A 14,264-nucleotide genomic window follows, 5' to 3' on the forward strand; every position below is an offset into this window, starting at 1 on the left:
GGCAGTCAAGTTGAGCTATGCCGACTCAATGCAGCTGAGTCGAGGATTGTTCCCCTGGTGCTGTTCGCTCTGAGCGATCACTCGCCACACCTCCGGTGACCAGCGATCGCGGACCCGGAGGCGAGACAGGGACGGCAGAAGCTTGTAAGGTTCTCTCAGCCAGTTCATCTATTACCAACGGGGGCGGCCATGACGGCTACGACGACGGCGGGGACAACCAACACGGCACAGGGCCCGGCGGCCGGCGCCTCGACCCGTGCGCTCGTGCGGGCCTGGATCGAGGGCTGGATCGTGTCGCGCGGAACGTCCGATCCGATGGACCGCCCGTGGGGCTGGACCATCGACGCCGGCACCGCCCAGCACGTCTCGCGCCACGTCCTGCCCGAGCCCGCCGAGGACGATGTCCGCGCGCTGGTGGCCGCCACGAGCGCGCCCGGGACCTGGCTGAAACTGTTCGCCGAGGACGAGGCCGTACGGCCGTGGATCGGCGCGGGCTGGCAGTTCGACCAGCCGGGCTTCCTGATGACGGTCCCGCTCGCCGCCGAGCGGCCCGAGGTCCCCGCCGGCTACACCCTCACCTCGTGGACGCGGGGCGGGACCACCCGGGTCCTGGTCCGCACCGAGGAGGGCCACTTCGCCGCCCGCGGCCAGATCGCGCCGACCGGCCCCACCGCGGTCGCCGACCAGATCGAGACCTCCCCCGACCACCGGCGCCGGGGCCTGGGCAGCCTGGTCATGCGCACGCTCCAGAACACCGCGTACGAGGCGGGCGCCACCACCGGCGTCCTGGTCGGCACCCCCGACGGCCAGGCCCTGTACACGGCCCTCGGCTGGGTGACCCGCTCCCCCATGGCGAGCCTGTACTTCAAGCCGTCCCGGGACTGAGGGCGCGGGCCCCGGGGATCACGCGTACGGCGTGCCGCGCACCCGCCGGAGCGCGGGCCAGCAGGCCACGCCCACCAGGAGGGCGACGGGGTGACCCCAGGCCGCCAGGGGTTCCCTCATGTCGAGGAGGTCCTGGACCAGCAGGACGCCCACCACGGCCAGGGCCGCCCAGCGCGGGAACGGGGTGAGCAGCCCGGCGAGCGCGCCGACCGTGGCCATCAGGCCGAAGCTGATGCCGTAGTCCAGGCGGTGCAGGGAGCTCTCGGGCAGGTGCCCGGCCAGCACCGACAGGGCCACCGGCCCCTCGGTCGCCACGGTCGCCACCACGTGCCCGAGCAGGAAGACCCCGGCCGTGCGCCAGCCGCCGATGCGGCGTTCGAGGGCGGCCAGGACGAAGAGGAACACCAGCGCGTACGGGGAGGCCATCCCCCCGGCTATCCACAGCGCGCTCGCGAGGAGCGTCAGGACCGGCGTCGTCGACAGATGGGCCACATCGGTGCTCGACCCGCGCAGCAGGGCGCTCACGGTCTCCGGGTCGCCGTAGTCGCTGTAGAGCGAGGTGGCCAGAAGCAGTACGGCGTAACCGAAGGCGAACGGGGTGAGGCGCGGCGAGGGCAGCAGCCGTCCGGCCCGCAGCAGCGCCGCCCGCAGCGCGGGGACGCCCACCGGCACCGGGCTCGGCGCGGCCGCCGGGCCGGGGACGCCCGCCGGCACGGGAGGTGCCGCGGCGACCGGGTCGGCAGCAGGGCCCGCCGGCCGGGCGGGGCCGGGCGGGGCCGTCGCGCCCGGCCCGGGCGGCACCGCCTCCTCGGGAGCGGGGCCGTCCATCGGGGCCGCCCCGGGGCGCTGAGGCGGGATCGCGTCGAGCGGCGGCGCGGGGGCCGGGCCCGCGGACGGATGGGTTTCGAGCGGGTGCACCGGGAGAGGCCCCTTCCCCGGGACGTCGCGTGCGCGCCCCGAATCAAGCCACGCCCGCGTTGTTCGGCCGTGAATCCGTTCTCGCTTACCTGCCCTACAACGGCCCACCTTCCGCGAACGACTCCGAACGCGTCTATGGCGTGCGCCACACAGGGCAACCTTGCGCACATCCTGAGCGTCCGGGGCGCCCGGCGCCACCCCCGCCGCTCGTAACCGGTGTGCGCCGCGCGGCCGGACGCGCGTCGGGTTCTCTGCTCGCACAGGCGGCCCGGGGCCCCCGCTGGGGCCAAATCGCCGTGGTGGAGCGGGAACAGGCCATCGTCGACCGGCACCGGGCGGGGCCCGCTCTGCGCCATTTCCGGCCCGGCCGTGTCCGAATCGCGTACCGGGATCATCCGGGCCGATCCGGTCGATTACGTACGTACCGCGCGAGCGACCTACGACGCGCTCCGCCTCGACATCGACAACGGCCCCGACCGGACCGTCACCGAGGGCGACGGCGGGCTCCGCTCTCCGGCCGGACTCGCCGACTGCGCACGGCGGTTGAGGCCGGGCGGGGTGCTCGCGGTGTGGTGGGCGCAGCCGTCCGCGGCCTTCGAGCAGGCGCTCCGGAATGCCGGATTCACCGGGGTACATACCGAAGAGGTGTGAGTTGCCCGGGGCGTCCCTGACGTGGTCCATCTCGGCGTTCGCCCTGCGTAGCCGAGATACGGAAAGTGCCTCTAGTCTCTGAGCGACACAGGGGATCACCCCACGGATCCCCGGGCGAGCACAGTCAGGGCGGGGCAACCGATGGAGCAGACACACACCGGCCACAACGGCGTCGCGGCGACCCCCGGCGCCCAGCGCAGGGTGCTGGTCGTCGAGGACGACACGACGATCGTCGATGCCATCGCGGCCCGTCTGCGGGCCGAGGGCTTCCAGGTGCAGACGGCCCTCGACGGCCCCGCCGCCGTCGACACAGCCGAGGCCTGGCAGCCGGACCTGATGGTCCTCGACATCATGCTGCCGGGGTTCGACGGCCTGGAGGTGTGCCGCCGGGTCCAGGCCCGCCGGCCCGTGCCGGTCCTCATGCTGACGGCCCGCGACGACGAGACCGACATGCTGGTCGGGCTCGGCGTCGGCGCGGACGACTACATGACCAAGCCGTTCTCGATGCGCGAGCTGGCGGCCCGGGTGCACGTACTGCTGCGCCGGGTCGAGCGGGCGGCGCTGGCCGCCACCACCCCGCGCACCGGCATACTCCGGCTCGGCGAGCTGGAGATCGACCACGCACAGCGCCGGGTCCGGGTGCGCGGCGAGGACGTCCACCTGACGCCGACCGAGTTCGACCTGCTGAGCTGCCTGGCGAACACGCCGCGCGCCGTGCTCTCCCGCGAGCAGCTGCTCGCCGAGGTGTGGGACTGGGCCGACGCGTCCGGCACCCGCACCGTGGACAGCCACATCAAGGCGCTGCGCCGGAAGATCGGCGCCGAGCGCATCCGCACGGTCCACGGCGTGGGGTACGCGCTGGAGACCCCGGCGCCATGAGCCGGGCCGCGGACCGGGCCCGGCAGCTGCGCGGCAGCGGCGAGCGGCCCAGTTGGGACGAGCCGGCCAGACGCGGCCGGTGGGCCAGGGCGCGGCGGGAGCTGCGGAGCCGGATCGCGGCCGGGCTCCGGTCGGTCTCGATATCGATCAAGACCAAGCTCGGCACGCTGGTCGTGGTCTCCGTGTTCATCACCACGGGGCTGCTCATGGTGGCCCTGCAGACCCGTACCGAGCTCCGCTTCATCACCGTCTTCTCGGTGATAGCGACGCTGCTGATCACGCAGTTCGTGGCGCACGGGCTCACCGCGCCGCTGGACGAGATGAACACGGTCGCCCGCGCCATCTCGCACGGCGACTACACGCGCCGGGTGCGCGGCGCCGACCGGCGCGACGAGCTGGGCGACCTCGCGGGCACCATCAACCGCATGGCCGACGACCTGGAGGCCGTCGACCGGCACCGCAAGGAACTCGTGGCGAATGTCTCGCACGAGCTGCGCACGCCCATCGCGGCGCTGCGGGCGGTCCTGGAGAACGTGGTGGACGGCGTCTCGGCGGCCGACCCCGAGACGATGCGCACGGCCCTGAAGCAGACCGAGCGGCTCGGCCGCCTGGTCGAGACGCTCCTCGACCTGTCCCGCCTGGACAACGGGGTGGTGACGCTGCGCGCGCAGCGCTTCGAGGTGTGGCCGTATCTGTCGGGCGTCCTCAAGGAGGCCAATCTGGCGGCGGCCCAGCGCAAGCTCTCGTCCGGCTCGGGCAACCACCAGCGCACCGACGTCCACCTCCATCTGGACGTCTCACCGCCGGAGCTGACCGCGCACGCGGACGCGGAGCGGCTGCACCAGGTCGTGGCGAATCTCATCGACAACGCCGTCAAGCACTCGCCGCCGCACGGCCGCGTGACGGTGCGGGCCCGGCGCGGCCCGCAGCCCGAGTCGCTCGATCTGGAGGTCCTGGACGAGGGCCCCGGCATCCCGCAGTCGGAGTGGCACCGGGTCTTCGAGCGGTTCAACCGGGGCACCGCGCCCTCGCCGCACGGTCCCGGGAGCGACGGCGGCACGGGGCTCGGGCTGGCGATCGCGCGCTGGGCGGTGGATCTTCACGGTGGCCGGATCGGCGTGGCCGAATCCGCACGTGGCTGCCGGATCCAGGTCACCCTCCCGGGGACTCCCCGCCAGCAAAGTTGACGTAAAGTTCGAACCGGAAGCGGTCGTTCTGCGTGGTGTTCAGCGGAAGCGTTCGTTTCAGGGTGCGGGCCGAGGGGCCGTAGCCGCACTGTCGCGTACCCGAAGCGGCTCGCGGAGCAGCGGAACCAGGCTTGTTTCCCGCCATTTCGCGCCCTGAAACCAGGGTTCCGGTGTGACTTACGCGACTGTGGCATGCCCGGCCTGCACGTCCACGCCGGGGAGGCGTAGCCTTTATTTCCGCTGTCCATCACCTTGTGAAGCGGAAGAGGGCGGTTACCGCCGTGTCGTCTCAGTCCCCCAGTAATTCGAGCGTCTCGACCGACCAAGACGGGCAGGGCAAGAACCCTGCGGCCGGCTTTGGTGCCAATGAGTGGCTTGTCGACGAGATCTATCAGCAGTACCTCCAGGACCCCAATTCGGTCGACCGTGCCTGGTGGGACTTCTTCGCCGACTACAAGCCGGGTGCCACCGGCACGGCGGACAACCCTGTTCAGGGTGCTCCCACCGCGGCCGCGGGGGCCGCGGCTGCCGCGCCCGCCGCCGCTGCTCCGGCCGCCGCGAGCCCGGCCCCGGCCGCTCCGGCCCCCGCGGCCCCGGCCGCCGCTCCGGCTCCGGCCAAGGCAGCCGCTCCGGCCGCCGCCCCGGCACGGCCCGCGGCTCCGGCTCCGGCGAAGCCCGCGGCCACCGCCGCGCCCGCCAAGCCCGCGGCCAAGGCGGCCGAGGCCACCGAGGCCCCGGCCGGTCCCGAATACGTGACGCTGCGCGGCCCCGCCGCCGCGGTCGCCAAGAACATGAACGCCTCGCTGGAGATGCCCACGGCCACGTCCGTGCGCGCCGTCCCGGTGAAGCTGCTGTTCGACAACCGCATCGTCATCAACAACCACCTCAAGCGCGCCCGGGGCGGGAAGGTCTCCTTCACCCACCTCATCGGGTACGCGATGGTGCAGGCGATCAAGGCCATGCCGTCGATGAACTACGCGTTCGTCGAGAAGGACGGCAAGCCGACCCTGGTCAAGCCGGAGCACGTCAACTTCGGTCTCGCCATCGACCTGGTGAAGCCCAACGGCGACCGCCAGCTCGTCGTCGCCGGCATCAAGAAGGCCGAGACGCTCAACTTCTTCGAGTTCTGGCAGGCCTACGAGGACATCGTGCGCCGCGCCCGGAACAACAAGCTGACGATGGACGACTTCACCGGCGTCACCGTCTCGCTGACCAACCCGGGCGGCCTCGGCACCGTGCACTCGGTGCCGCGTCTGATGCCCGGACAGTCGGTCATCATGGGCGTCGGCTCGATGGACTACCCGGCCGAGTTCCAGGGCACCTCGCAGGACACCCTGAACAAGCTGGGCATCTCGAAGGTGATGACCCTCACCTCGACGTACGACCACCGGGTCATCCAGGGCGCCGCGTCCGGCGAGTTCCTGCGCATCGTCGCCAACCTGCTGCTCGGCGACAGCGGCTTCTACGACGACATCTTCGAGGCGCTGCGCATCCCCTACGAGCCGGTCCGCTGGCTCAAGGACATCGACGCCTCGCACGACGACGACGTCACCAAGGCCGCCCGCGTCTTCGAGCTGATCCACTCCTACCGGGTCCGCGGCCACGTCATGGCCGACACCGACCCGCTGGAGTACCGCCAGCGCAAGCACCCCGACCTGGACATCACCGAGCACGGCCTCACCCTGTGGGACCTGGAGCGGGAGTTCGCGGTCGGCGGCTTCGCCGGCAAGACCCTGATGAAGCTGCGTGACGTCCTCGGCGTCCTGCGCGACTCGTACTGCCGCACCACCGGCATCGAGTTCATGCACATCCAGGACCCCAAGCAGCGCAAGTGGATCCAGGACCGCGTCGAGCGCTCGCACTCCAAGCCGGAGCGCGAGGAGCAGCTGCGGATCCTGCGCCGCCTGAACGCCGCCGAGGCGTTCGAGACGTTCCTGCAGACCAAGTACGTCGGCCAGAAGCGGTTCTCGCTCGAAGGCGGCGAGTCGGTCATCCCGCTGCTCGACGCCGTCATCGACAGCGCCGCCGAGTCGCGCTTGGACGAGGTCGTCATCGGCATGGCCCACCGCGGCCGCCTCAACGTGCTCGCCAACATCGTCGGCAAGTCGTACGCGCAGATCTTCCGCGAGTTCGAGGGCAACCTCGACCCGAAGTCCATGCACGGCTCCGGCGACGTGAAGTACCACCTGGGCGCCTCCGGCACCTTCACCGGTCTGGACGGCGAGCAGATCAAGGTCTCGCTCGTCGCGAACCCCTCGCACCTGGAGGCGGTCGACCCGGTCCTGGAGGGTGTCGCCCGCGCCAAGCAGGACGTCATCAACAAGGGCGGCACGGACTTCACGGTCCTGCCCGTCGCCCTGCACGGTGACGCGGCCTTCGCCGGCCAGGGTGTCGTCGCCGAGACCCTGAACATGTCGCAGCTGCGCGGCTACCGCACCGGCGGCACGGTCCACATCGTCATCAACAACCAGGTCGGCTTCACCGCCGCCCCGGAGTCGTCGCGCTCGTCCATGTACGCCACCGACGTGGCCCGCATGATCGAGGCGCCGATCATCCACGTGAACGGCGACGACCCGGAGGCCGTGGTCCGCGTCGCGCGGCTCGCCTTCGAGTTCCGCCAGACGTTCAACAAGGACGTCGTGATCGACCTCATCTGCTACCGCCGCCGCGGTCACAACGAGGGCGACAACCCGCAGTTCACCAACCCGCAGATGTACAACCTGATCGACAAGAAGCGCTCGGTGCGCAAGCTCTACACCGAGTCGCTCATCGGTCGCGGCGACATCACCCTGGAAGAGGCCGAGCAGGCGCTGCAGGACTTCCAGGGCCAGCTGGAGAAGGTGTTCGCGGAGGTCCGCGAGGCCACCTCGGCGCCGGGCGAGATCCACTCCTCGGACACCCAGGCCGAGTTCCCGGTCGCGGTCTCCACGGCGGTCTCGCAGGAGATCGTCAAGCGCATCGCCGAGTCGCAGGTGAACATCCCCGAGCGGATCACCGTGCACCCGCGTCTGATGCCGCAGATGCAGCGCCGCGCGGCTTCCGTCGAGGACGGCACGATCGACTGGGGCATGGGCGAGACCCTGGCCATCGGCTCGCTGCTCATGGAGGGCGTCCCGGTCCGGCTGTCCGGCCAGGACACCCGCCGCGGCACCTTCGGCCAGCGCCACGCGGTCCTGGTCGACCAGGTCACCGGCGAGGACTACACCCCGCTGATGTACCTGTCCGACGAGCAGGCCCGCTACAACGTCTACGACTCGCTGCTCTCCGAGTACGCGGCGATGGGCTTCGAGTACGGCTACTCGCTGGCCCGTCCCGAGTCCCTGGTGATGTGGGAGGCGCAGTTCGGCGACTTCGTCAACGGCGCCCAGACCGTCGTCGACGAGTTCATCTCCTCGGCCGAGCAGAAGTGGGGCCAGACCTCCGGCGTCACGCTGCTGCTGCCGCACGGCTACGAGGGCCAGGGTCCGGACCACTCGTCCGCCCGCCCGGAGCGCTTCCTCCAGATGTGCGCGCAGAACAACATGACGGTCGCGATGCCGACGCTGCCGTCGAACTACTTCCACCTGCTGCGCTGGCAGGTCCACAACCCGCACCACAAGCCGCTCATCGTCTTCACCCCGAAGTCGATGCTGCGTCTGAAGGCGGCGGCGTCGAAGGCCGAGGAGTTCACCAACGGCGGCTTCCGCCCGGTGATCGGCGACGAGCACGTGGACGCGGGCGCGGTCCGCAAGGTCGTCTTCTGCGCGGGCAAGGTCTACTACGACCTCGCCGCCGAGCGCGAGAAGCGCGGCGCGACGGACACGGCGATCATCCGCATCGAGCGCCTGTACCCGCTGCCGGGTGCCGAGCTCCAGGCCGAGATCGCCAAGTTCCCGAACGCCGAGAAGTACCTGTGGGCCCAGGAGGAGCCGGCGAATCAGGGTGCCTGGCCGTTCATCGCGCTCAACCTGATCGACCACCTGGACCTGGCCGTCGGCGCGGACGTGCCGCACGGCGAGCGCCTGCGCCGCATCTCGCGCCCGCACGGCTCGTCCCCGGCGGTGGGTTCGAAGAAGCGCCACGAGCAGGAGCAGGAGCAGCTGGTGAACGAGGTCTTCGAGGCCTAGTCCGCCCCGGCCGGGTCCGCGACGGACCCGGCCGGCACCGGCTCAGCACGCCGGAAGGGCCCGGCACCCCTGGTCAACGGGGGTGCCGGGCCCTTTCGGCGTGCTGCGCGCGGGGGCGACGTCAGGCGTCGCGGTGCTGCGGGGAGGAGGGGTCGGGGGTGCCGGGTTCTGCGGGCGCGAGGGGTGCCTGGGCGGGGTCCGGTACGGCGGCGTGGTCCGCGCCGGCGGAGTCCGGGAGGGCTGTGGCGGAGGCCGGGTCCGCGTCGTCGGAATGGTGTTCCTCGGGTGAGGGCGTGTGGTCGCCGCCCCGTGGCACCCGTATGACGACGCTGCCGCCGGCCAGATCTATCGGGCCGCGGCCGGGGTCGGAGTCGCCGACCTCGTCGAGGGTGATCTCCTGGCGCCGACGCTCCTCCTCGGTGTGCCGCCGCGCGGGCGCGAAGATCTCGTCGAAGCCACCGAACATCCGAAGCCACCTCCGTCGACACCCGCGCCGCACCCGTCCAGCGATGCGGTACCCCGCACGCCTCCAGCGAAGCACGGTGCGGCGGACGCCGACACCCCGGGGGCGCGGCCCCGTCCTTCCGCGCCGGGTGCGTCACATGGTCGGTACGACGAGCGGGTCCGCCAACTCCGGGTGCTGGCGCCGCAGTTCGGCGACGAGGCGGCGCAGCGGGGAGTCGGCGCTCACATTGGCGACGGTGGCCCGCAGCGGCAGCAGGACGGTGCCGCCCGTCCGCAGGGTCAGCCGCACCCCGCGCAGTTCGAGCTCCTTGCGCACCCCGAAGGAACGGACGGCCGTACGCTCCCTGACCACGGCCGCCGAGGCCACATCCGCCACGGCCACCGAGCCGGACGGCGGGAGCCCGTTGTTCCGCACGGCGCCCCGCGGCGTCCGCCACGCGATGGTCGTGGCGTCGATGCGCACCCAGATCTGGGAGGGCAGCAGGAGGAACCGGACGACCAGCACCAGCGCGGCCACCCCGATCACCGACTGGAGGACGAGGGACGAAAGGTTGATGGCGATCGCAAAAAGGATGCCACCCACGAAAACCGACACGCTGACCGCTTGGCGCATCGTGAATACCTGGACCTTCAAGAGGAAACCCCGAAACACGAGAAGAGAGCCGCCTCACGAAAGAGCGGCGGCAGAACGACATGACGGCGGGCCGAAGAGACCGACCGGGCACGGAGACCGACCGGGCACATGGGGCCCGGAGCCCCGAGGCCGCCGACCGGGTCGGGCAGGCCGGACCGGGCCGGCCGCCGGGACCGGCCCTCTGCACAGGGCGCCTACGGCGCGACGGCGACGCTCAGCCCCTGGGCGAACTCGGGCCTGCGTCGGCGCAGTTCATCGACCAGTTGCGAGAAGGGCGACCCCGCGACGAGATGCGCGGCCAGACCCCGGACCGGCAGCACGACGCGCTCGCCACTCGCCAACTCGAGCCGCACGGACCGCATTTCGACCTGCCGCTTGTTCCACAGCACCCGCGACGTGGGGTGCTGCACGATCACGGACGCGGCCATGATGTCGCGGAGCAGCACCGTCCCGGACGGCGAAACCTCCTGCGCGACCAGCGACTTGTGGGTGCGCCAGGTCAGCGAGCCGTCGTCGAAACGAACCCAGGCCTTCGAGGGCAACAGCAGACAGCGCTGCACCACGAAGAGCGCGGCGAAGCCGTAGATCGCGTACATCGCGTACGTCGCGAAAGAGCCGGCGCTTCCGGCGTCATCGGCCTTGCTCGCCCCGTAGGCGCCGAGCAGGACGAGGACGGCAACGGCAACGGCACTTATCAGCACCATCTGCCGCATTTTGAACAGCTGAATCTTCACCGAACCCCCACCCGAACCACAAAACGTTCGCAAGCTATCAGCAGGCTTCCCATTGGAGCCCCATGGCGACATAAAGCAGCCGTAAAGGCGCCCGCGTGCCGAGTCGTCGGAACACCGGCCGGACGAGGCCCGCCGCCTGAGGGGTGCCCGCGTCCGCCGGATACGCTGAAGGGCGAACATCCGGCACGTCCTCCCAGGAGCAAGTTGTGTACTTCACCGACCGCGGCATCGAGGAGCTGGAGAAGCGGCGCGGCGAGGAGGAGGTCACCTTCGAGTGGCTCGCCGAGCAGCTGCGGACCTTCGTCGATCTGAACCCGGACTTCGAGGTCCCGGTCGAGCGGCTCGCCACGTGGCTGGCCCGGCTCGACGACGAGGACGACGAGGACGAGTGACCCGGACGCGGATCGGGACGCGGATCGGCCGCGTCGGGCGCAACGCGTAATACGCGTCGGTCAGGCGCGGTCCGGCCGGGCGCGCATCCGGTCGTAGGCGAGGCCGAGCACGCCGTGGGCGACCAGGATCGCCCCGGCCGTCGTCCAGCCTCCGCTGCGGCGGCCGAGGCCCCAGGCCGTGAGCGGCAGGCCCGCCGCGAGCTGGGCGGCGCCGAGCAGACGGGCCTTGGGCCCGCGCACCCACGGGCCGAGCGGACCGCCCTCCACCGCGGCGAGTTCGGCGCGTACGGCATCGCGCCAGCCGTTCCATTCGATCACCTCGCCACCCTGGGCCTCGGCCACCGAGCGCAGCCGGTCGGCGGGTTCGCCGGGCGTGAGTCCGGCGGGCAGGGCCACACCGGCCCGGCCGAGGACGGCGATCAGGCCGAGCAGCCGCGCCCGGGCGTCGGCGGACGAGTCGGGACGGGTGAGACCGTCGAGCGCCTCCGCGTCGATGACGGGGTCGAGGCCGAGCCGGGCGGCGAACGTACGCATCGCCTCGCCCTCGCCGACGGGGGTGCCGTCGGCCAGCCAGACGTAGCCGACCGTACGGCGGAAGCCCGAGGCCAGGGTGTAACCGGCCTGGGCGGCGTCCCACCACAGCGCGATCACGGGGTGGCCGGCCCCCACGGTGAGCGCGTTGGCCCAGCCCGCGAGGACCTCGTCCACGGGACCGGCGCCGCTGAGCCAGGGCTTGGCCTCGGGGACGAGCACGCTCCAGCCGTCCCCGGCCGGGGCCAGCAGCATGCGCTCGCGCAGCAGATGGGCGGCCGGGCGAACCCCCGGGGGTTCGGCGCGACAGAGGAGCAGGGCTCCGGGGGCGGCGGCATCGGCGACGGGCATGATCCATACGCTAGGTCATGAAGTGCCGAACATCCCTCCATTACTGGGCATATGGGGCACTGATCGACCTGTACACCTGGGCATCCGCCGGCCTTGACTTCCCCAATCCGCGATATATCGTGTCTAGCAAGAGACGCGATATGTTGCGTCCGAGTGTCCGGTCACCATGGCCAGGAGGTCAGCACATGTCCAAGTCCACGTGGGCCGTCCAGGAACCGCGGAAGCTCGTTCTCGACGCGTCCGAGGGTCCGGTGACGAAGCTCCAGGTGCGCATCGTCAACGGAACCGTGAACGTCGTGGGCACCGAGGAAAGTTCCGCCCGGATCGAGATCTCCTCGGTGGAGGGGCCCCCGCTGATCGTGACGCGCAGCGGGTCGACGCTCACCGTCGCCTACGAGGACCTCCCCTGGCGCGGCTTCCTCAAATGGCTCGACCGCAAGGGCTGGAACCGCAGCGCGGTGGTCTCGGTCGCGGTCCCGGCGGGTGCGGACGTCGAACTCGGTACGGTCGGCGCCGGGGCCGTGGTGTCCGGGATCCGGGGGCGTACGGAGGTGCGCGGGGTCAGCGGCGACGCGACCCTGGTCAAGCTCGCGGGCCCGGTCAGGGCCGAGAGCGTCACCGGCAACATGGAAGTGCAGGCCGTCACGGGCGACCTCAGCTTCAAGTCGGTCTCCGGTGACCTGACGGTCGTCGACGGGGCCGGGGGGCGCGTCGAGGCGGAGTCGGTGAGCGGCGACATGGTGCTCGACCTGGACCCGGGCGCGCGGCGCACCGACATCCGCCTGACCACCGTCTCGGGCGAGGTCGCCATCCGGTTGCCGCACCCGGCGGACGCGCACGTCGAGGCCAACACCGCGAGCGGAGCCGTCTCCAGCGCGTTCGAGGACCTGCGGGTCAGCGGGCAGTGGGGCACGAAGAAGATCACCGGCACGCTGGGGGCGGGCAACGGCAAGCTCAGGGCGACGACGGTCTCCGGCTCGATCGCGCTGCTGCGCAGGCCGTCGAACGAGGAGCCCGCGCGGACGGAGGCGGGCGAGAGGACTGGTGCGGCCGGTACATCTGGTGCGGGCGAGGCGACCGGTGCGGCGGGCGCATCTGGTGCGGCCCAGGCGTATGGGGCGGCGGGAGCATCTGGTGCGGCCCAGGCGTCTGGTGCGGCGGGGGCATCCGGTGCGGCCCAGGCGTCTGGTGCGGACCCTACGACCGGCCCGGCCGACACCGCCGACAACACCCCCACCGACACCACCGGCTCGACCGGCCCGACCAAGAAGGTGCTCTGACATGCCCCCCGTCTTCGCTCACGGCCGTCTGCGTCTCTACCTCCTCAAGCTGCTCGACGAGGCGCCCCGCCACGGGTACGAGGTGATCCGTCTGCTTGAGGAGCGCTTCCAGGGCCTGTACGCACCGAGCGCCGGCACCGTCTATCCCCGGCTGGCCAAACTGGAGGCCGAGGGACTCGTCACCCACACCACGGAGGGTGGCCGCAAGGTCTACTCGATCACCGACGCCGGACGGGCCGAGTTGGCGGGCCGGGGCGGTGAACTCGCCGATCTGGAGCTGGAGATCCGCGAGTCCGTCTCCGAACTCGCCGCCGAGATCCGGGACGACGTACGCGGTGCGGCGGGCAGCCTGCGCGACGACATGCGCCGCGCGGCGCGTGAAGCCCGTACGGGTCAGACGTCCGCGAGCCGGGGCACCCGCAAGGGATTCCCGGAGGCCTCCGAGTTCTTCGACAGCACGTGGGGTGACGCGGAGGGCTGGCAGCAGGCGAAGGAGGAGTTCAAGCGCGCGAAGCAGGAGTGGAAGGAGCAGGCGCGCCGGGCGAAGGACGAGTCCCGGCGGGCCCGCGACGAGGCTCAGCAGGCGCGGCGCCAGGCGAAGGAGGCGCAGGAGAAGGCGCGCGAGGAGATGCAGCGGGTCGCCCGGGACGTGCAGCGCCATGTGCAGGAGCACTTCGCGCGGGGCGACTGGCCCACGGGGGTGCGCGAGGGGCTCGCGGAAATCACCAAGGAGCTGGGACGGTTCGGGTTCGGCCAGGCACCGGGCTCCCCCGGGGGCACCTCGCGGGGTGAGCGCGGGGACACCTCGCGGGGTGAGGGCGGGGACACCTCGCGGGGTGAGGGCGGGGACACCTCGCGGGGTGAGGGCGCGGCTGGCCCGGGGGGTGAGCGCGGGGCTGCCTCTTGGGGCGAGCGCGGGGGCGACCTCGGGGTCGAGCCGGAGTGGGCGCGGGAGAAGTCGTCCGGTGACCCGGGGCGGGACCTGGAGCGGCTGCTCGACCGGTTCCGGGACGGGGTGCGGGATGCGGCTCGGGACGAGGGGGTGTCGGAGGAGCAGCTTGCCGAGGTGCGGGGGTGTTTGGTGGGGGCGGCTGGGCGGATCGGGGTCGTGCTGCGGGGGCGCGCCTCATAACACCCCCCGCACCGGCCACCCTGGGGCTCCGCCCCAGACCCCGGGGACGCTTGCCCACCCGCCCGCCCGTGCGGGGGGTCGGATGGGCCCGGCTCCCTGGGGCTCCGCCCCAGACCCCG

Annotated in this window: 12 protein-coding genes and 1 pseudogene; 8 read left to right on the top strand and 5 right to left on the bottom strand. The window is 71.9% G+C overall.

All coding sequences use genetic code 11. The annotated features are described in order from the left end of the window. The first annotated feature begins 189 nt into the window (after nt 1-189). Nucleotides 190-885, top strand: coding sequence for a GNAT family N-acetyltransferase (locus ACGF3I_RS13400; protein ID WP_393131333.1), 696 nt, complete (start codon nt 190-192; stop codon nt 883-885). A gap of 18 nt (nt 886-903) precedes the next feature. Here the strand turns inward: ACGF3I_RS13400 and ACGF3I_RS13405 are convergent, their stop codons facing one another. Further along, nucleotides 904-1,803: a rhomboid-like protein gene (locus ACGF3I_RS13405; RefSeq protein ID WP_393131335.1), complete on the bottom strand. Its 900-nt coding sequence runs from the start codon at nt 1,801-1,803 to the stop codon at nt 904-906. A gap of 233 nt (nt 1,804-2,036) precedes the next feature. Here ACGF3I_RS13405 and ACGF3I_RS13410 point away from each other — a divergent pair. The 4 genes and pseudogenes from ACGF3I_RS13410 to ACGF3I_RS13425 all read left to right on the top strand — a co-directional run. Continuing rightward, a pseudogene (locus ACGF3I_RS13410) lies at nt 2,037-2,454 on the top strand (spermidine synthase); the annotation flags it as partial. Nucleotides 2,455-2,595: 141 nt separating this feature from the next. After that, the gene (locus ACGF3I_RS13415; RefSeq protein ID WP_120721417.1) at nt 2,596-3,333 is read left to right on the top strand and encodes a response regulator transcription factor; all 738 of its coding nucleotides are present in this window, start codon (nt 2,596-2,598) and stop codon (nt 3,331-3,333) included. Further along, on the top strand, nt 3,330-4,520 hold the full coding sequence (locus ACGF3I_RS13420; RefSeq protein WP_393131337.1) for an ATP-binding protein: 1,191 nt from the start codon (nt 3,330-3,332) through the stop codon (nt 4,518-4,520). Before ACGF3I_RS13415 ends, ACGF3I_RS13420 begins: the two co-directional genes overlap by 4 nt. A gap of 281 nt (nt 4,521-4,801) precedes the next feature. Continuing rightward, on the top strand, nt 4,802-8,626 hold the full coding sequence (locus ACGF3I_RS13425; RefSeq protein ID WP_393131339.1) for a multifunctional oxoglutarate decarboxylase/oxoglutarate dehydrogenase thiamine pyrophosphate-binding subunit/dihydrolipoyllysine-residue succinyltransferase subunit: 3,825 nt from the start codon (nt 4,802-4,804) through the stop codon (nt 8,624-8,626). 121 nt (nt 8,627-8,747) lie between these two features. Here ACGF3I_RS13425 and ACGF3I_RS13430 read toward each other — a convergent pair whose 3' ends face one another. From ACGF3I_RS13430 to ACGF3I_RS13440, 3 genes are all read right to left on the bottom strand, one after another. Then, on the bottom strand, nt 8,748-9,092 hold the full coding sequence (locus ACGF3I_RS13430) for a DUF6191 domain-containing protein (protein ID WP_393131341.1): 345 nt from the start codon (nt 9,090-9,092) through the stop codon (nt 8,748-8,750). Between the two features lie 132 nt (nt 9,093-9,224). Further along, nucleotides 9,225-9,686, bottom strand: a complete 462-nt coding sequence (locus tag ACGF3I_RS13435) for a hypothetical protein (protein ID WP_393131343.1) — start codon at nt 9,684-9,686, stop codon at nt 9,225-9,227. Between the two features lie 233 nt (nt 9,687-9,919). Then, the gene (locus tag ACGF3I_RS13440; RefSeq protein ID WP_393131345.1) at nt 9,920-10,429 is read right to left on the bottom strand and encodes a hypothetical protein; all 510 of its coding nucleotides are present in this window, start codon (nt 10,427-10,429) and stop codon (nt 9,920-9,922) included. Between the two features lie 236 nt (nt 10,430-10,665). Here ACGF3I_RS13440 and ACGF3I_RS13445 point away from each other — a divergent pair, with 236 nt between their 5' ends. Next, nucleotides 10,666-10,851 carry a DUF6104 family protein gene (locus ACGF3I_RS13445; RefSeq protein WP_010061466.1) on the top strand — a complete coding sequence of 62 codons (186 nt, stop codon included), beginning with the start codon at nt 10,666-10,668 and terminating at the stop codon, nt 10,849-10,851. Nucleotides 10,852-10,911: 60 nt separating this feature from the next. Here ACGF3I_RS13445 and ACGF3I_RS13450 read toward each other — a convergent pair whose 3' ends face one another. Beyond that, nucleotides 10,912-11,733 carry a hypothetical protein gene (locus ACGF3I_RS13450; protein ID WP_393131347.1) on the bottom strand — a complete coding sequence of 274 codons (822 nt, stop codon included), beginning with the start codon at nt 11,731-11,733 and terminating at the stop codon, nt 10,912-10,914. Nucleotides 11,734-11,918: 185 nt separating this feature from the next. Between ACGF3I_RS13450 and ACGF3I_RS13455 the strand changes: the two genes are divergently transcribed. Further along, complete coding sequence (locus tag ACGF3I_RS13455) at nt 11,919-13,013, top strand: DUF4097 domain-containing protein (RefSeq protein ID WP_393131349.1); 1,095 nt, start codon at nt 11,919-11,921, stop codon at nt 13,011-13,013. Nucleotide 13,014: 1 nt separating this feature from the next. Further along, on the top strand, nt 13,015-14,145 hold the full coding sequence (locus ACGF3I_RS13460) for a helix-turn-helix transcriptional regulator (protein ID WP_393131351.1): 1,131 nt from the start codon (nt 13,015-13,017) through the stop codon (nt 14,143-14,145). The last annotated feature ends 119 nt before the right edge of the window (nt 14,146-14,264 follow it).

Origin of the sequence: Streptomyces sp. NPDC048111 (assembly GCF_043202815.1) — a bacterium.
GTDB lineage: Bacteria > Actinomycetota > Actinomycetes > Streptomycetales > Streptomycetaceae > Streptomyces.

Coding starts and splice junctions, on each gene's coding strand:
- ACGF3I_RS13400 (WP_393131333.1), top strand. CDS start 190: ATGACGGCTACGACGACGGCGGGGACAACCAACACGGCACAGGGCCCG.
- ACGF3I_RS13415 (WP_120721417.1), top strand. CDS start 2,596: ATGGAGCAGACACACACCGGCCACAACGGCGTCGCGGCGACCCCCGGC.
- ACGF3I_RS13420 (WP_393131337.1), top strand. CDS start 3,330: ATGAGCCGGGCCGCGGACCGGGCCCGGCAGCTGCGCGGCAGCGGCGAG.
- ACGF3I_RS13430 (WP_393131341.1), bottom strand. CDS start 9,092: ATGTTCGGTGGCTTCGACGAGATCTTCGCGCCCGCGCGGCGGCACACC.
- ACGF3I_RS13440 (WP_393131345.1), bottom strand. CDS start 10,429: ATGGTGCTGATAAGTGCCGTTGCCGTTGCCGTCCTCGTCCTGCTCGGC.
- ACGF3I_RS13450 (WP_393131347.1), bottom strand. CDS start 11,733: ATGCCCGTCGCCGATGCCGCCGCCCCCGGAGCCCTGCTCCTCTGTCGC.
- ACGF3I_RS13455 (WP_393131349.1), top strand. CDS start 11,919: ATGTCCAAGTCCACGTGGGCCGTCCAGGAACCGCGGAAGCTCGTTCTC.
- ACGF3I_RS13460 (WP_393131351.1), top strand. CDS start 13,015: ATGCCCCCCGTCTTCGCTCACGGCCGTCTGCGTCTCTACCTCCTCAAG.